The organism is Streptomyces sp. NPDC005262 (assembly GCF_042872425.1).
Taxonomy (GTDB): domain Bacteria; phylum Actinomycetota; class Actinomycetes; order Streptomycetales; family Streptomycetaceae; genus Streptomyces.
In genome coordinates this window covers 196,204-212,503 of record NZ_JBIAKK010000002.1, presented here as the reverse complement: position 1 = coordinate 212,503, position 16,300 = coordinate 196,204, and the positions used below count along the sequence as shown (strand labels likewise).

Genomic DNA, 16,300 nt, shown 5'->3' with positions numbered 1-16,300 from the left:
CGGCCCTTATGCCCCGGGTGTGCGCCTTCGCGCATTGACCCTGCCCGGCTGCCCCCGTATGCTACAAGTTGCGCTGCGAGCCTGCGCGCCTCAGACCTAGCAGGCCGCGCTTGCGTCTGTTGCATGTCCCCTCGGTTCACGAGGCGCCTCCCGCTCGCGGGTCGGGTGCTTCCCAGGCTGTCCGGCTTCTGCAGAGGCGATACGGGCTCTCGGCGTAGCAGTACCTACGACTCACTGTCCGTACCGGAGCCCTTTCCCACATGACGAGCAGCACCGAGACCACCGCCACCACTCCGCAGGTTGCGGTCAACGACATCGGCGACGCGGACGCGTTCCTCGCGGCGATCGACGAGACGATCAAGTACTTCAACGACGGCGACATCGTTGACGGTGTCATCGTCAAGGTTGACCGGGACGAGGTTCTCCTCGACATCGGTTACAAGACCGAAGGCGTCATCCCGAGCCGCGAGCTCTCGATCAAGCACGACGTCGACCCGAACGAGGTCGTCAAGGTCGGTGACGAGATCGAGGCCCTGGTTCTCCAGAAGGAGGACAAGGAAGGCCGCCTGATCCTCTCGAAGAAGCGCGCTCAGTACGAGCGTGCCTGGGGCACCATCGAGAAGATCAAGGAAGAAGACGGCATCGTCACCGGTACCGTCATCGAGGTCGTCAAGGGTGGTCTCATCCTCGACATCGGCCTCCGTGGCTTCCTCCCGGCGTCGCTCGTCGAGATGCGTCGTGTCCGCGACCTTCAGCCCTACGTGGGCAAGGAGCTCGAGGCGAAGATCATCGAGCTGGACAAGAACCGCAACAACGTGGTCCTGTCCCGCCGCGCCTGGCTCGAGCAGACCCAGAGCGAGGTCCGTCAGACCTTCCTCACGACCCTGCAGAAGGGCCAGGTCCGCTCCGGCGTCGTCTCCTCGATCGTCAACTTCGGTGCGTTCGTGGACCTCGGTGGCGTCGACGGTCTCGTGCACGTCTCCGAGCTCTCCTGGAAGCACATCGACCACCCCTCCGAGGTTGTCGAGGTCGGCCAGGAGGTCACCGTCGAGGTTCTCGACGTCGACATGGACCGCGAGCGCGTCTCGCTGTCGCTCAAGGCGACGCAGGAAGACCCGTGGCAGCAGTTCGCCCGTACGCACCAGATCGGGCAGGTCGTTCCCGGTAAGGTCACGAAGCTCGTTCCGTTCGGTGCGTTCGTGCGCGTCGACGAGGGCATCGAGGGTCTGGTCCACATCTCCGAGCTGGCCGAGCGCCACGTGGAGATCCCGGAGCAGGTCGTCCAGGTCAACGACGAGATCTTCGTCAAGGTCATCGACATCGACCTCGAGCGTCGTCGCATCAGCCTCTCGCTGAAGCAGGCCAACGAGTCCTTCGGTGCCGACCCGGCGTCGGTCGAGTTCGACCCGACCCTGTACGGCATGGCCGCGTCCTACGACGACCAGGGCAACTACATCTACCCCGAGGGCTTCGACCCCGAGACCAACGACTGGCTCGAGGGCTACGAGACCCAGCGCGAGGCGTGGGAGACGCAGTACGCCGAGGCGCAGCAGCGCTTCGAGCAGCACCAGGCCCAGGTCATCAAGTCCCGCGAGGCCGACGAGGCCGCTGCGGCCGAGGGCGCTGCTGCCCCGGCCGGCGGTGCCCCGGCTGCCTCCGGTGGCACCGGTGGCGGCTCGTACTCCTCGGAGTCCGCGGACAACGCCGGCGCCCTGGCGTCGGACGAGGCCCTGGCTGCCCTGCGCGAGAAGCTGGCGGGCGGCCAGAGCTGACGCTCTGACCCTCCGGTCGGTCATCGACTGCAGTAGCTGACAAGTGAGGCCCGCTCCCTTCGGGGAGCGGGCCTCACTTCGTTTCGGCGGCAGGGGTTACGGCGTGACCGTGATGTTGGTCAGGCCGTTGCCGCCGGTGACCGTGTTGGTGCTGTAGACAGTGGTCAGGCAGCTCGCGCCGTAGTTGGTGACGTTGACGGCGATCCGCTTGTCGCCCGTGGAGCCGGACAGGTCCGAGGCGTTGTCGCGGAACACGGTGCCGCACCCCCAGCCGCTCTGCTGGGTGTGGGTCTCGTAGCCGTTGTTGGTCGTACGGGTGCCCGTGTTGCCCTCGACCAGGACGTCATTGCCCTTCACGTCGACCCAGGAGTCGTCGTAGTTGGCACCCCGGTCAGCCCGCTGCCGTCGAACGTGTTGCCGATGATCCTCGCTCCGGTGGTGCCCTCCTTGATGTCGACGTTCTCACCACCGACGCCCGGCCCGATCGTGTTGTTCAGGATCTGCACCTGGTCGCTCCGGTCGGTGAGATCACCGGCCGTGCCGACGTAGACACCCTCGCCCATGCCGCGGCCGTCGTGCCCGGTGTCGTAGATCCGCGAGTTCTTGACGACGCCGTTCGCGCTGGACTTGCGGAAGTGCACGCCCTCCATGTCCAGGTCGTGCACGGTCACCGAGTCGATGACCACCCCGTCGGCGGCGTCGGCCATGATGCCCTTCTGGCCACCGGTGACGGTCACTCCCTGGACGGTCCAGTAGGACGCGCCGTTGAGGTGGAGGCCGTAGCCGCCGCCTGCGGTGAGGACCGCCCCGGCCGAGCCGGTGAGGGTGATCCTGGCGGAGGCGGTGCCGGGGACGGTCGCCTTGAAGTTGCCGGTGTACGTACCGTCGGCGAGCCGGATCGTGTCGCCGGGGACCACGGCGGCCAGGGCCGTCTTGAGCTGGGCGGCAGTGCTCACGTCGATGACCGTGGCGGCGTCCGCGGCGTCCGCGGCGCCCGCCGAGGCGAGGGCCAGGCATCCGGCCGCGAGCGTCGTGGCCAGCAGGGCGGGGAACAGCGTGCGGGTGCGCATGGGGGTGCCTTCCCGTCGAAGGAGGTGCAAGACGTTCCCGTACATGAATATGGGGCGCATGTCTGAACGTGTTGCCCGGTGACGATAGGGAGGGGGCGTGTCCCTGTCAAGGTCTGGACCATTGTTCGCCGACTGTCGTCGCGCGGTGAACAGAGAGAAACGTGCGGGATACACGAGTAACTGACGGGCCGTAACACGCGCTTGTCAGGATCCCGGCAACGTCAAGATCTGAACGGGAGCCGGGACATGACGCACACTTCGAACCACTCGTCCGTGGCGACGGGCGCGAGCCGTCGCAGCTTTCTGCGCCAGGTCGGGATCACCGGTGGGGCGGGCGCGATGTTCGCGACCATGGGGGCCCTCGGCCTCGCCCCCACGGCCCAGGCCGCACAACGCGAACCCGCCTTCCGCGCTCCCAGCAAGGGCGACTTCGCGCTGAAGGGGAAGGGGGCGGCAAAGGTCGTCGTCGTCGGCGGCGGTATCGCCGGACTCGCCGCCGCATACGAACTGGGCAAGGCCGGCTACGACTGTACGGTCCTGGAGGCCCGGAGTCGTACGGGCGGCCGCAACTTCACCGCACGCAACGGCGATTCCACCACCGACCTGTACGGCAACACGCAGACCGCACGGTTCAGCGAGGGCCAGTACATGAACTGCGGCCCCGGCCGGATCCCGCAGTGGATGGTCACCCTCGACTACTGCCGCGAACTCGGTGTCCCCATCGAGACGTTCACCAACGTGAACGCCAACGCCTATATCTTCAACGAGAAGGCCGGCATGAAGGCCCCGGTGCGCTACCGCACCGCCAAGGCCGATGTGTACGGCTATGTCGCCGAACTCCTCTCCAAGGCCACCGACAAGGGCGCCCTCGACCGTCAGATCACCGCCGAGGACCAGGAACGACTCCTCGAATTCCTCAAGGACTTCGGCGACATCGGCGACACGCTCGACTACACCGGCAGCCCCCGCCGCGGCTACCGCATCGACCCCGCGGCCGCCGGAACCCCCGGCGAGGAACTGGGCTCCGTGCCGTCCGCCTCCGACGTCTTCGCCAGCGGCGTCGGACGCTACTTCTCCTTCGAGTTCGAGTACGACCAGGCCATGCTGATGTTCCAGCCGGTCGGTGGTATGGACCGGATCCCCGCGGCGCTCACCCGGGCGATAGGCGAGCGCAGGATCCGTACCGGCGCCGCCGTCAGCAAGATCTCCGACACGGCCCATGGCGTGACCGTCACGTACGCCCAGGGCGGACGCACCCACACGGTCGACGCGGACTACTGCATCGCCGCCCTGCCGCCCAACATCCTCGCCAAGACGGCCCACAACCTCGGCCCGGCCGTCCAGAGCGCCCTGGAGGCCTGCAAGCCGTCGTCGGCCGGCAAGATCGGGCTGGAGTACAGGAGCCGCTGGTGGGAGACCGACCACCAGATCTACGGCGGCATCACCGAGACCGACATGGACCTCTCCCACATCTGGTACCCGTCCTACGGCCACCAGGGCCGGCGCGGCACCATCATCGGCTACTACAACACCGGCTCCAACGCCGATGCGTACGCCGCTCTCACCCCGCGGGAGAGGGAGGCACGGGCCATCGCCCAGGGCGTGAAGATCCACGGCGACAAGTACCGTACGGAACTCGCCACGTCGTTCTCCCACCACTGGCGGCAGACCCCGTACCTCGAGGCCTCCTGGCACTCCCTGTCGGGAGGACCCGATGCGCCGGCCTTCGCACCGCTCAACCAGGCCGCCGGACGCGTCTACTTCGCCGGTGACTACCTGAGCTACGCGGATGCCTGGCAGCACGGCGCCTTCACCTCCGCACGGAAGGCGGTCACCGCACTGCACGCGCGGGTTCTGGCGTAACCACCCCCGTCAAGGGGCACAGGCAGGGAATGCCTGTGCCCCGGCGGGCGTTCTTCCCAACGAACACGAGGAGGAGCGGTAACCGTGCCTGATCCGCAGAGTTTGTACGAATGGGAGCCGAAGGGCCTGGCCGTCGTCGACATGGCGCTCGCGCAGGAGTCGGCCGGCCTGGTCATGCTCTACCACTTCGAGGGATACATCGACGCGGGTGAGACGGGCGAGCAGATCGTGGACGGCCTGCTCGAATCGCTGCCGCACCAGGTCGTGGCCCGCTTCGACCACGACAGGCTCGTCGACTACCGCGCACGGCGCCCGCTGCTGACGTTCAAGCGCGACCGCTGGTCGGCGTACGAGACCCCGACGCTGGACGTCCGGGTGGTCCAGGACGCCACCGGGGCGCCCTTCCTGCTGCTGTCCGGGCCCGAGCCGGACGTGGAGTGGGAGAGGTTCGCCGCGGCCGTCGAGCAGATCGTGGAGCGGCTGGGTGTCCGCCTCGCCGTCAACTTCCACGGCATCCCGATGGGAGTCCCGCACACCCGCCCGGTCGGCATCACCCCCCATGGCAATCGCACGGACCTGATGCCGGGCCACCGCAGCCCGTTCGACGAGGCGCAGGTCCCCGGCTCCGCCGAGGCCCTGGTGGAGTACCGGCTGATGCAGGCAGGACATGACGTCCTCGGTGTCGCCGCCCACGTGCCGCACTACATCGCCCGCTCCGCCTACCCGGACGCCGCGCTGACCGCGCTGGAGGCGATCACGGCCGCGACCGGACTGGTCCTGCCGAGCATCGCCCACTCGCTGCGCACGGAGGCGCACCGCACACAGACCGAGATCGACCGCCAGATCGACCAGGGCGACGAGGAGCTCGTCTCGCTCGTCGAGGGGCTCGAGCACCAGTACGACGCGATCGCCGGCTCCGAGACGCGCGGCAACCTGGTCGCGGAATCGGTCGAGTTGCCGTCCGCCGACGAGATCGGCCTCGAATTCGAGCGGTTCCTCGCCGAGCGGGAGGGCGACGCCTGACGGACCGGCGTGTGCGATGCGGTGACCGGCCGACGGGTGGGCTGTGACCGGGCCATGACCGGCCGGAGGCGCCCACTAGGCTGCCGACCATGCTGAAAGTGGGCCTGACCGGCGGCATCGGCGCCGGCAAGAGCGAAGTGTCACGGCTGCTGGTTTCGTACGGGGCGGTGCTGATCGACGCCGACAGGATCGCGCGTGAGGTCGTCGAGCCCGGGACCCCCGGACTCGCGGCCGTCGTGGACGCGTTCGGCGCAGGTGTCCTCACCGCCGACGGCACCCTGGACCGGCCGAAGCTCGGTTCGATCGTCTTCTCCGACGCCGACCGGCTCGCCGCACTCAATGCGATCGTCCACCCGCTGGTCGGTGCCCGCTCGGCAGAACTGGAGCGGGCCGCAGACTCTGACTCCGTCGTCGTCCATGACGTCCCCCTTCTCACCGAGAACGGCCTCGCCCCCCTCTACGACCTGGTCGTGGTCGTGGACGCCACCCCGGAGACCCAGCTCGACCGGCTCGTACGGCTGCGCGGAATGACCGAGTCCGAGGCCCGCGCCCGGATGGCCGCGCAGGCCACCCGCGAGCAGCGACGCGCCGTCGCCGATCTGATCATCGACAACGACGGGCCGCTCGGGGCGCTGGAGCCGCAGGTCCGCAAGGTCTGGGCGGAGCTGTCCCGGCGGGCGGCCGCCGGCTGACCACCGGACCGGAATACCGGTACCCGGCCGGACGTTGGAAAACCGGAAGCGAAGGGAAGGATGCGAGCGTGCCCGAGAGGACCCCGGAAACCCACGTCATCGACTTCCGCGCGGCCGAACGCCTGCTGGCCGCGCGCGATCCACGGGGCGCGGTCAAGCTCCTGGATTCGGTGATCGCAGCCCATCCGGAGAACACGGCCGCCCGCCTGCTGCGGGCCCGGGCCTTCTTCGCCGCCGCCCAACTGCGCCCCGCCGAGCTCGAATTCGAACTCGTCCTGGAGCGCGAGCCGGACAACGCGTTCGCACACTTCGCGCTGGCCCGCACCTTTCAGCGCTCCGGCCGCTCGGAGGCGGCCGTGCGGCACTTCCGGCTGGCCGCCGCCCTCGACCCCAACCCGGAGTACCTGCGGGCGGCCCGCTTCGACGCCGGCGCCTGACGGCCTCGGCCCGTCGCACGTACCTGCGCCGGAACCGACGGGTGCACGCGCCGGGAGCGAACCGGGGCATCAGTGTCCGTACCGGCCGCGTCCGCCGTGGTCCGGCTCGTACGGGGGGATGTTGCGGCCCGGCTGGTAGTGCGGGCCCTGGTGGATGTGGTGGACGATCACCGCAAGATCCACCAGTGTCAGCAGGAGCAGCAGCCCGCAGGCCACGGCCCAGCCCGGACGGTCGACCAGGGAGAAGGCCGTCAGGCCGAAAACGGCCCAGGCCATGCCCCATAGACTCAGGCACAGCCGCAGTCGCAAGGGGCTGCGTGCAGTCATCGGTTCGTTACCGGTACGCATGGCGATCGCCTCTCCTACCAGGATGGACCCACGACTGCGGTTTTGAGGCACATCGAGACAGATTGTGGGGGACCGTCCGTGAACGGCACACGATGGCGGAACAGCGCCGCCCGCAGGGCCCGGGTCCGCGGGTCGCTGCTGGGCGGTGCGATCGGGGACGCACTGGGCAACCCGGTGGAGTTCCTCTCGCTCTCCGGCATCCGCAGGGCGTACGGAGAAGGCGGTGTCCGGGGACTCGTCGCGGACGCGGACGGGGCCGTCGGCCGGATCACCGATGACACGCAGATGACCCTGTTCACCGCCGAAGGGCTGATCAGGGCGCATTCCCGGGCGATGTCGAAGGGCATAGGCGGCTCCGAGACCGCTCTCGTGCGGAACGCCTATCTGCGCTGGCTCGACACCCAGAACCACCCCGCACCACCGGCCCGTGGCGGGGACGACCCCGTACGGACCGGGTGGCTGCGGGAGCAGCGCTTCCTGTACGCGCGCCGGGCCCCCGGCAACGCCTGCCTGACCGGGCTCACGGCCGAGCACATCCCCGACCCCACGGGTCCGCTCGGCCGTCCCGGACCGGTCAACATCGGGTCCAAGGGATGCGGCACCGTGATGCGGTCCGCGCCCTTCGGGCTGATCGGTGAGGGAGCGGAGACCGGCTTCGGGCTGGCGTACCGGTGCGCGCAGATCACCCACGGGCACCTGACGGGTGCGTACGCGGCCGGTGCGTTCGCCGCGATCATCGCCCATCTGATGGAGGGCGACTCGATGGCGGGCGCCGTGCTCCGGTCCATGGAGCTGCTGGCCCGCCACCCGGGACACGAGGAGACGACGGTGGCGCTGCGCGCGGCCGTCGACCTGGCCGCACAGGGCGCGCCGACCGCCGAGAAGGTGGAGTCACTGGGCGCGGGCTGGGTGGCCGAGGAGGCCCTCGCCATCGCCGTGTACTGCGCCCTGGCGCTGCCGGGCGCCGACCAGGTGGCTCGGGCGCTGCTGCTCTCGGTCAACCACTCGGGCGACAGCGACTCCACCGGTTCGGTCTGCGGAAATCTGCTCGGCGCCCGCCACGCAGATGTGCAACTCCCTTCGTCCTGGCTGGTGCTGACGGAGGGCCGGGCAGTGATCGCCGAGCTGGCCGACGATCTGTGTCTGGAGTTCGAGCAGGCGGTGGAATGGCCGCAGGAGCGTTATCCGGTGTGCTGACGGGGCTTTCCCAGGACCCCCCCGCCGGGACCGGGAACGGTGCCCAACGGCCGTTCGTTCGGCTGCACATGAGCGGATCAGTGGTGCGTGAGGGGTATTCGGGGACGGGGCCCGGCTCGATCACGCCGGACGGCTGCGCGGTCGATCTGTACGCGCGGCTGTCCGTCGGGGCCGAACCGGACGTGATCGAGGCGGCGGTGCCCGCCGGTGCGAGCATTCTGGAGCTCGGCTGCGGGGCGGGCCGGGTGACCCATCCGCTGGTCGCACGAGGCTTCGAGGTCACAGCCGTGGACGAGTCGGCGCAGATGCTGGAACACATTCGGGGCGCGCGCACGGTGCGGAGCCCCATCGAGTCGCTCGAGCTCGGCGACGAGACGTTCGACGTGGTGATGCTGGCGTCGTTCCTGGTGCACACGAGCGAGCACCCGGTACGCGACGCCATGCTGCGGACCTGCCGGAGATACGTCAGGGACGGCGGCGTCGTACTCCTTCAGCGCGAGGGCGCCGACTACCACACGGATCTGCCCCGGGAGCGGGTCGATCCGGCTGGATACACCGTGCGGATCGTCTCGGCGGACCCCGTCGGCGACGGGGTGAACTCGGTGCACGCCGAGTACATCTTCGACGATGCGCGATGGACCCAGACGTTCCTGTCGCGGGAGCTGACGAAGGAACAGTTCGAGGGGCACCTGGAGGCGGCCGGACTCGCCGTCGACCGCTATCTGACGGACGACGGGGTGTGGGTACGCGCCGTGCCCAGGTAGTCGCCCCGGCGACGGGAACCGAGAAGATCGGCCGTCCGGGACGCGATGAGTCCCGGACCGCTGTGGGGTCTTTCCTTGCGTACGCAACACCACGCGACGCTTCCCGAGGAGACCCAGATGTCCGAGACCACGACGAACACCGCCACCGGGGCGACAGCGGCACGCAGCCGGGGTGCGGTCGCGCTCACCGTCGCGCGGGTCCTGCTCGCCCTGTTCTTCGCCTTCAGTGCGTTCGCCAGGCTGATCGCCCATGAGTCCGCGATCGAGTCCTTCGACCGGATGGGCTGGAGCCATGGCGCGATGTACCTCATCGGAGCCCTGGAGATGGCGGGCGCCGTCGCCCTGCTGGTGCCGTTGCTGTCCGGGGTGGCGGCGACGGCCTTCGTCGGGCTGCTGGCCGGAGCGTCCAGCTCACGCTGCTCGACCCGGTGAACGCGATCATGCCGGCGCTGCTCATCGTGCTGGTCGTCCTGATCGCCCGGGACTGGCAGGACAGTACGGGACAGCCCTTAGGGGCATCGGCGGGTCCGTGGCCCGCGCCCGTCAGTGGACGGTGCTGAAGCTGCGCCAGGGGAGAGCGCTCGCAGGATTGACGTCGGCGAGCGTCGTGGCGACGTACGTCGTCCCCGGACCCGTGCAGTCGCGTGTGCGGTACAGGATGATGTCGATCAGGGTCCCGTTCCGCACTTCCTTGGCGCCCGCCGGAGCGAGCTGGTGGCACCCCTTCACGGAGGGGCTGTTCACCATGATCACGGCGTCCCGTTCGGTGACGTAGGTGACCGGCCCGACCGCGGTGCGGCCGAGGCCCGAACAGCCCGCGACGGTGACGGTCAGGAGCGCGGTCCCGGCAGCGATGCCGAAACGGCGGCGTCGGTGATCGATCACAGGCATGGGCGGGTCCTCGTCTGTCTCGTCCGGCTCGTCTGTACTGCTGTTCACGCTGCCCGTTACCGGCCGCCCCGGCATCCGGTGCGCGGCCTGCCGAGTGACCGTGGAGCGGACCCATGTTCGCCCGGTGTTCATATGGGGCATACCGTGGTAATAGCGGCAAGAGGTGCACGTATCCGGCTGGCAGGGGGCCGTCATGGTCCAAGAACTGGTGGTCGCCCTGGTGGCGGCCGCGTCCGCGGGTGTGGTCTACGTGGCAGCGGCTGCGAAGATCGTCAAGCAGTACGAACGGGGCGTCGTGCTGAGGCTCGGCAGGCTGCGCAGCGATGTGCGCGGACCGGGATTCACCATGGTGCTTCCCGGTATCGAGCGGTTGCACAAGGTCAACATGCAGATCGTGACGATGCCGGTGCCCGCGCAGGACGGCATCACACGGGACAACGTGACGGTGCGGGTGGACGCGGTCATCTACTTCAAGGTGGTCGACGCGGCCAGCGCGGTCGTGGAGGTGGAGGACTACCAGTTCGCGGTGTCGCAGATGGCGCAGACGTCCTTGCGCTCCATCATCGGCAAGAGCGACCTGGATGATCTGCTGTCCAACCGGGAGAAGCTCAACCAAGGGCTGGAGCTCATGATCGACAGTCCGGCCGTGGGATGGGGCGTCCAGATCGACCGGGTGGAGATCAAGGACGTATCGCTGCCGGAGACGATGAAACGCTCGATGGCGCGCCAGGCAGAGGCCGACCGGGAGCGGCGCGCGCGTGTCATCAACGCGGACGCCGAGCTCCAGGCATCGAAGAAGCTGGCAGAAGCGGCGAAGGAGATGTCCTCCCAGCCGGCCGCGCTCCAGCTACGACTGCTGCAGACCGTGGTCGCGGTCGCCGCGGAGAAGAACTCCACGCTGGTGCTGCCGTTCCCGGTGGAGCTGCTCCGCTTCCTGGAGCGGGCGCAGCAGCCCGTACCGACGGAGCAGCAGGCGCAGCTTCAAGCTCAGCCTCAGCAACAACAGTCGCAACAACAACAGTCGCAGCCGCCGCCGCCCGTGACGCCTGCGCCCGCTCCTGCGCCCACCCCGTCCGGGCCCGCGCGGGTCACTCGATCCAAGCCGCTGGCCAGGCACTGACCTGCGCGAATGCCGGTGCGTGACCGGTTGTCGGACCCCCCGCCTAGACTCGCAGAGAAAGAGAGATCGAGAGGGTCGGACGATCAAGGGCGGGATGGGAGGGGAGGGGAGCGATGACCTCGGCACCCCACGTACAGCAGCGGACGCAGGACGCGGCAACTGCCCGCCTCCTGCGTTGTGCAGCTGTCTTCCTGCCCGCTCCACTGCCCAGAGAGGGACGCGTCGCCTTCTGGGACCCGGACGGCGGACCGCTGCCGGTGATCGGCGGAGCCCACGGAGCGACCGCGGCCGAGACCACCGAGATCACGGTGGTGCGACGCCACGGACAGCAGGACGACGTCCGCCGCCGGACGGTACCCGCCGTGCTGCTGCCCATCGCCGATGCCGTGCCCCTGCTGGCCCGCGCCCGGCAGCAGCAGTCCGCCCACCCGGCCGCGCGCTGCTGGGGCGCGGCCGCACTCCATGCGCTCAACCTGGTGGCGCGCGGCAGGCTGGTCCCCGGTCTGACGGCCGACGATCACGACGCCTGGCGGGCCGGACCGCGCGACGCCGAGGACGTCGCCCATCTGCGGGCGGTCGCCGCCGCCATGCCGCCCGAGGCCTACGCCGTCCCGCTCCCGGACCGCGCACCGCTCCGGCTCCCCGACCCCGAGTCGCTGATCGGCGCCTTCCTCGACGCGGTCGCCGACACCCTGCCCAGGACGCCCGCCGCGGCATACGCGACGGGTGCCCCGTTCGCGGCCCGCGAGGCCCAGCATCTGCCCCGGGCCCGCGACTGGGCCGTCGAGGTCGCGGCCGGTCTGGACGCGGGGGTACGGGTGTCGCTCCGCCTCGACCTGTCGGCGTACGAGCTCTTCGACACGGCCGACACCTACGGGAACCCCGAAGCCGGGGAGGCGGTCGATGAAACCGCTGCCGGCAAGGACGGGCCCGAGGCCTCCGGTAGCTCCCCGGACGTCCACCCGGGCGCCGCCCGGCACGCCGCCGCGGCGATCACGCAGGTGCACAGCCTGGCGGACCCGACCTACGTCATCGACGCCGCCGCGCTGTGGAACGGCGGCGGTGGAGAGCCGTTCGGTCCCCGGGCCAGGATCGACGCCGTGCTCGCGCTGCGCCGTGCCGCCCGCGTCTGGGCGCCGTTGGAGCGGCTGCTGGACCAGCCGGCCCCCGATGTGCTCGCCCTGACCGAGGACGAACTGTACGAGCTGCTGAGCGACGCCGGGGCGCGGCTGGCACAGGCCGGGGTGAGCGTCCACTGGCCGCGCGAGCTCGTCCGTTCCCTGACCGCCTCCGCCGTGGTCCGGCCCGCACCCGGCTCGGCCACCGACGGCACCTCGTTCTTCGACGCCGAGCAGCTCTTTGCCTTCAACTGGCAGTTGTCCCTCGGCGACGAACAGCTCACCGAGCGGGAGATGGACATCCTCGCGGAGGCCCACCGGCCGGTGGTGCGCCTGCGGGACCAGTGGGTCGTCGTCGACCCCGCGCTCGTACGCAAGGCGCGCAAGCGGGAGCTCGGGCTGCTCGATCCGGTGGACGCCCTCGCCGTCGCGCTGACCGGCAGCGCGGAGGTGGACGGCCGGCAGGTCGAGGCGGTGCCGGCCGGTGCACTCGCCGAGCTCCGTACCCGCATACTCGCCGACGACACGGCCATCACGCCGCCGCCCGGGCTCGACGCCACGCTCCGCGACTACCAACTGCGCGGCCTGGCCTGGCTGGACCGCATGACATCGCTGGGCCTCGGCGGCTGTCTCGCCGACGACATGGGACTCGGCAAGACCATCACCGTCATCGCCCTCCATCTGCACCGCGCGCACCCCGCACCCACCCTGGTGATCTGCCCCGCCTCCCTCCTCGGCAACTGGCACCGTGAGATCAACCGCTTCGCCCCCGGTGTCCCCGTGCGCCGCTTCCACGGCACCGGCCGCACGCTCGACGACCCCGACGGCGGTTTCGTCCTCACCACGTACGGCACGATGCGCTCCAGCGCGACCGAACTCGCCGCCCACAGCTGGGGACTTGTCGTCGCCGACGAGGCGCAGCATGTGAAGAACCCTCACTCCTCCACGGCGAAGGCGCTCCGCACCATCCCGGCGCCGGCCAGGATCGCCCTCACCGGCACCCCCGTGGAGAACAACCTCTCCGAGCTCTGGGCCCTGCTCGACTGGACCACCCCCGGACTGCTCGGCCCGCTCAAGGCGTTCCGCGCCCGGCACGCCCGGATCGTCGAGAACACCGGCACCGCGGCAGGACTCGGTAACGACGACGCGGTCGAGCGCCTTTCCCGGCTGGTCAGGCCGTTCCTCCTGCGCCGGAAGAAGTCCGACCCGGGCATCGCCCCGGAGCTGCCGCCCAAGACGGAGACCGACCACCCCGTCTTCCTCACCCGCGAACAGGCCACGCTCTACGAGGCGGCGGTGCGCGAGACCATGGCGTTCATCGAGGCCTCGGAAGGAATCGCCCGCCGCGGTCTGATCATGAAGCTGCTGGCCTCGCTCAAGCAGATCTGCAACCACCCGGCGCAGTATCTGAAGGAGGAACCGACCCGCCTCATCGGCCGCTCCGGCAAGCTCGCCCTGCTCGACGAGCTGCTCGACACGATCCTCGCCGAGGGCGGCTCCGTGCTGATCTTCACCCAGTACGTGACGATGGCCCGCATCCTCTCCGCGCACCTCGCGTCGCGGGCCGTCCCCTCCCAGCTTCTGCACGGTGGAACGCCGGTGGCCGAGCGGGAACGGATGGTGGACCGCTTCCAGTCCGGCGAGGTGCCCGTCTTCCTGCTCTCCCTCAAGGCCGCCGGCACCGGGCTGAACCTCACCCGCGCCGCACACGTGATCCACTACGACCGCTGGTGGAACCCGGCCGTCGAGGAACAGGCCACGGACCGTGCGTACCGCATCGGGCAGACACAGCCCGTCCAGGTGCACCGGCTGATCGCGGAAGGCACCGTCGAGGACCGGATCGGCGAGATGCTGGCGGCCAAGCAGGCCCTGGCCGACGCGGTCCTCGGCACCGGAGAGACCGCGCTGACCGAACTCAGCGACCGCGACCTCGCCGATCTCGTCTCCCTCCGGAGGCCCTCATGAGCCCCCGCTCCCAGCCCTCGTCCCCGTCGTACGTCAGAGCCCGTCCGGGCCCCGACGACCTGCGGCGCACCTTCGAGGCGGTTCCGCCCCGCACGTCCCACCGCGACGAGCCGTTCGCGGACTCCTGGTGGGGGCGTTCCTGGGTGGCGGCGCTGGAGTCCCTGTCGATGGACGAGGGCCGGCTAGCCCGCGGCCGTACCTACGCCGACAGCGGCCATGTCGCCGCGATCACCGTCACCCCCGGCCGCGTCGTCGCCTACGTCCAGGGCAGCCGCCCCCGTCCGTACCGAGCCGAGCTGCGGCTGCGCCCCCTCACCGACACCGGCTGGGACACCTTCCTCGACGCCGTCGCCGCCCGGCCGGACCATCTCGCCGCGCTGCTCGCCAAGGAGATGCCGCACACCCTCGTCGACACGGCGGCCGAGACGGGCACCGGACTGCTGCCCGCCGCGAACGACCTCGACCCGAGCTGCTCCTGTCCCGACCACGGCTGGCCCTGCAAGCACGTCGCAGCCCTCTGCTACCAGATGGCCCGCCTGCTGGACACCGACCCGTTCGTCCTCCTGCTGCTGCGCGGACGCGGTGAGCGCGAACTCGTCGAGGAGCTGGGCCGGCGCAGCGCGGCCCACGGTGCCCGGGAGCGCCCCACGGCCCCCACCACTCCTTCCGTACCGGCGCGCGAAGCCCTGGCCGACCGCTTCCTCCCGCCGCTGCCCGCCCCGCTTGCGGTACCGTCGCAGCCCGGCCAGCCACCCTCGTACCCGCAGCTGCCCGGCGCCCGCGACCCGCTCTCCCTCGACCACCTCGCCACGGACGCGGCCGCCCGCGCGCACGCTCTCCTCACCACCGGCCAGGACCCTCTCTCCGGGCTCACGCCCTGGCAGGACGCCGTCCGGCTCGCCGCGGCCCGTCCCACCGCCGGACTCACCGCCACCACCCGCGCCCTCTACCGGGAACTGGCCTACGCCACCGGCCGTACCACCACCGACCTGGCCCGTGCCGTCGCCGCCTGGCGTCAGGGCGGCGCCGAGGGCCTGCAGGTTTTGGAGACACCGTGGGACCCCCCGGCCGGTCCCTTCGACCGGGCCCGCCCCGCCCTCGCGGCCGCCGACTTCCCCCGCTTCCAGCCCTGGCGCAACCACCTCACCCACCCCGTCGGCACCTTCCAGCTCCGCTTCGGCCACGACGGCCGCTGGTACGGCTACGAATCCGACCAGGGCAAGGACGACTGGTGGCCCCGCGCCATGCCGGACGTGGACCCGGTGGGCGCACTCACGGCGCTGCTCGGCCGCTGACCACCGGCACCGCCTGGCTCCGGTGCAGTGGCCCGCGGGCTGTTCGCCGCCGGAGAGCAGTCGGCGTGCAGGTGGGAGGCGGCCCGTGGCGCCGGCTTCGGTCCCGTCAGAAGTCGGCGGTCGTGCGCTCTTCGAGCCGGGCCACCGAGTCCTGGGCGTACGCGTTCTCGTACGCGTTGCGGATCCGCTCGATCTGCTCGTCGCGCAGGCGTGCCTCGGTCGCCGGGTAGAGCAGGGTCAGTTCGTAACTGCGCTCCCGCTCGATCGCCCCGTGGGAGTCCCGCCACTGACCGCGGCCGTCCTGGATGGTCAGGCCTCTCGGGAAGCGCGGGGTGACCTCCTCGTCGACGAAGGCCAGGAACTGCTGGTCGGTCACATCGGGTCCGCCGTCCGGGCGTTCCGTACCGAAGAACAGCCTGGTCTCGATATAGGCCTTGCCACGGGCGGCGATGCCCGAGGGAGCGGACCGCGAGGCGGTGGGCGAGCCGCTGTCCAGTGTGGCGTAGGCGACGGGTGTGCCCACGGCCAGTACGGCGAGGGCGGCGGCCGCCGCGGTCAGCGCGGTGTGCTCCTTCAGGCGGCGCCGGCTGTCACCGCCGTCAGCGCTTTCGTTGCACCGGCGGCCGGTCGAGCGGGGGAGGAGCGGCAACGGAGGGGCCTTTCGGAGGGGGCGGCGCGGACTGCGCGCGGCTCACTGTGGCAAGCGGCCCCCGCCGGAGAGCGGCAGGACATGGGCATCGGGTGG

The 16,300-nt window shown here is 70.4% G+C and carries 14 protein-coding genes and 1 pseudogene; 11 read left to right on the top strand and 4 right to left on the bottom strand.

Going from position 1 to position 16,300, the window contains the following annotated elements:
* The first annotated feature begins 260 nt into the window (after positions 1–260).
* Positions 261–1,772, top strand: coding sequence for a 30S ribosomal protein S1 (gene rpsA / locus ACFYP5_RS06155; RefSeq protein ID WP_389031262.1), 1,512 nt, complete (start codon positions 261–263; stop codon positions 1,770–1,772).
* Positions 1,773–1,868: 96 nt separating this feature from the next.
* On the opposite strand, the pseudogene ACFYP5_RS06150 reads toward rpsA, so the two are convergent.
* Positions 1,869–2,842: pseudogene (locus ACFYP5_RS06150) on the bottom strand (right-handed parallel beta-helix repeat-containing protein).
* A 339-nt stretch (positions 2,843–3,181) separates the two neighbouring features.
* Here ACFYP5_RS06150 and ACFYP5_RS06145 point away from each other — a divergent pair.
* The 4 genes from ACFYP5_RS06145 to ACFYP5_RS06130 all read left to right on the top strand — a co-directional run bounded on the left by ACFYP5_RS06145 (position 3,182) and on the right by ACFYP5_RS06130 (position 6,857).
* Entirely contained in the window at positions 3,182–4,705 is a 1,524-nt protein-coding gene (locus tag ACFYP5_RS06145; protein WP_389032907.1) for a flavin monoamine oxidase family protein, read from the top strand.
* Positions 4,706–4,789: 84 nt separating this feature from the next.
* Positions 4,790–5,728 (top strand): PAC2 family protein, encoded by a 939-nt coding sequence (locus tag ACFYP5_RS06140; RefSeq protein ID WP_389031259.1) that lies wholly within the window; start codon positions 4,790–4,792, stop codon positions 5,726–5,728.
* Between the two features lie 89 nt (positions 5,729–5,817).
* Entirely contained in the window at positions 5,818–6,420 is a 603-nt protein-coding gene (coaE, locus tag ACFYP5_RS06135; protein ID WP_389031256.1) for a dephospho-CoA kinase, read from the top strand.
* Between the two features lie 68 nt (positions 6,421–6,488).
* Entirely contained in the window at positions 6,489–6,857 is a 369-nt protein-coding gene (locus tag ACFYP5_RS06130; RefSeq protein WP_267005728.1) for a tetratricopeptide repeat protein, read from the top strand.
* 69 nt (positions 6,858–6,926) lie between these two features.
* On the opposite strand, the gene ACFYP5_RS06125 is transcribed toward ACFYP5_RS06130, so the two are convergent.
* On the bottom strand, positions 6,927–7,205 hold the full coding sequence (locus ACFYP5_RS06125; protein ID WP_389031253.1) for a DUF6343 family protein: 279 nt from the start codon (positions 7,203–7,205) through the stop codon (positions 6,927–6,929).
* A 78-nt stretch (positions 7,206–7,283) separates the two neighbouring features.
* On the opposite strand from ACFYP5_RS06125, the gene ACFYP5_RS06120 reads away from it, so the two are divergent.
* The 3 genes from ACFYP5_RS06120 to ACFYP5_RS06110 all read left to right on the top strand — a co-directional run bounded on the left by ACFYP5_RS06120 (position 7,284) and on the right by ACFYP5_RS06110 (position 9,598).
* On the top strand, positions 7,284–8,402 hold the full coding sequence (locus ACFYP5_RS06120; RefSeq protein ID WP_389031250.1) for an ADP-ribosylglycohydrolase family protein: 1,119 nt from the start codon (positions 7,284–7,286) through the stop codon (positions 8,400–8,402).
* 68 nt (positions 8,403–8,470) lie between these two features.
* Positions 8,471–9,166 (top strand): class I SAM-dependent methyltransferase, encoded by a 696-nt coding sequence (locus ACFYP5_RS06115; protein ID WP_389031247.1) that lies wholly within the window; start codon positions 8,471–8,473, stop codon positions 9,164–9,166.
* A 117-nt stretch (positions 9,167–9,283) separates the two neighbouring features.
* The gene (locus ACFYP5_RS06110; RefSeq protein ID WP_389031245.1) at positions 9,284–9,598 is read left to right on the top strand and encodes a DoxX family protein; all 315 of its coding nucleotides are present in this window, start codon (positions 9,284–9,286) and stop codon (positions 9,596–9,598) included.
* Between the two features lie 111 nt (positions 9,599–9,709).
* Here the strand turns inward: ACFYP5_RS06110 and ACFYP5_RS06105 are convergent, their stop codons facing one another.
* Positions 9,710–10,057 carry a hypothetical protein gene (locus tag ACFYP5_RS06105; protein WP_389031242.1) on the bottom strand — a complete coding sequence of 116 codons (348 nt, stop codon included), beginning with the start codon at positions 10,055–10,057 and terminating at the stop codon, positions 9,710–9,712.
* Positions 10,058–10,250: 193 nt separating this feature from the next.
* On the opposite strand from ACFYP5_RS06105, the gene ACFYP5_RS06100 reads away from it, so the two are divergent.
* The 3 genes from ACFYP5_RS06100 to ACFYP5_RS06090 all read left to right on the top strand — a co-directional run bounded on the left by ACFYP5_RS06100 (position 10,251) and on the right by ACFYP5_RS06090 (position 15,555).
* Entirely contained in the window at positions 10,251–11,177 is a 927-nt protein-coding gene (locus ACFYP5_RS06100; RefSeq protein ID WP_389031240.1) for a slipin family protein, read from the top strand.
* A 113-nt stretch (positions 11,178–11,290) separates the two neighbouring features.
* On the top strand, positions 11,291–14,260 hold the full coding sequence (locus tag ACFYP5_RS06095) for an SNF2-related protein (protein WP_389031237.1): 2,970 nt from the start codon (positions 11,291–11,293) through the stop codon (positions 14,258–14,260).
* Entirely contained in the window at positions 14,257–15,555 is a 1,299-nt protein-coding gene (locus tag ACFYP5_RS06090; protein ID WP_389031234.1) for an SWIM zinc finger family protein, read from the top strand. Before ACFYP5_RS06095 ends, ACFYP5_RS06090 begins: the two co-directional genes overlap by 4 nt.
* A gap of 106 nt (positions 15,556–15,661) precedes the next feature.
* Here the strand turns inward: ACFYP5_RS06090 and ACFYP5_RS06085 are convergent, their stop codons facing one another.
* Positions 15,662–16,204 (bottom strand): DUF3574 domain-containing protein, encoded by a 543-nt coding sequence (locus ACFYP5_RS06085; RefSeq protein WP_389031231.1) that lies wholly within the window; start codon positions 16,202–16,204, stop codon positions 15,662–15,664.
* Between the last annotated feature and the right edge of the window lie 96 nt (positions 16,205–16,300).

What these genes read in the sequence shown, in the direction of transcription:
- rpsA (WP_389031262.1), top strand. Translation starts at nt 261, where the DNA reads ATGACGAGCAGCACCGAGACCACCGCCACCACTCCGCAGGTTGCGGTC.
- ACFYP5_RS06145 (WP_389032907.1), top strand. Translation starts at nt 3,182, where the DNA reads ATGTTCGCGACCATGGGGGCCCTCGGCCTCGCCCCCACGGCCCAGGCC.
- coaE (WP_389031256.1), top strand. Translation starts at nt 5,818, where the DNA reads ATGCTGAAAGTGGGCCTGACCGGCGGCATCGGCGCCGGCAAGAGCGAA.
- ACFYP5_RS06125 (WP_389031253.1), bottom strand. Translation starts at nt 7,205, where the DNA reads ATGCGTACCGGTAACGAACCGATGACTGCACGCAGCCCCTTGCGACTG.
- ACFYP5_RS06115 (WP_389031247.1), top strand. Translation starts at nt 8,471, where the DNA reads ATGAGCGGATCAGTGGTGCGTGAGGGGTATTCGGGGACGGGGCCCGGC.
- ACFYP5_RS06110 (WP_389031245.1), top strand. Translation starts at nt 9,284, where the DNA reads ATGTCCGAGACCACGACGAACACCGCCACCGGGGCGACAGCGGCACGC.
- ACFYP5_RS06105 (WP_389031242.1), bottom strand. Translation starts at nt 10,057, where the DNA reads ATGCCTGTGATCGATCACCGACGCCGCCGTTTCGGCATCGCTGCCGGG.
- ACFYP5_RS06100 (WP_389031240.1), top strand. Translation starts at nt 10,251, where the DNA reads ATGGTCCAAGAACTGGTGGTCGCCCTGGTGGCGGCCGCGTCCGCGGGT.
- ACFYP5_RS06095 (WP_389031237.1), top strand. Translation starts at nt 11,291, where the DNA reads ATGACCTCGGCACCCCACGTACAGCAGCGGACGCAGGACGCGGCAACT.
- ACFYP5_RS06090 (WP_389031234.1), top strand. Translation starts at nt 14,257, where the DNA reads ATGAGCCCCCGCTCCCAGCCCTCGTCCCCGTCGTACGTCAGAGCCCGT.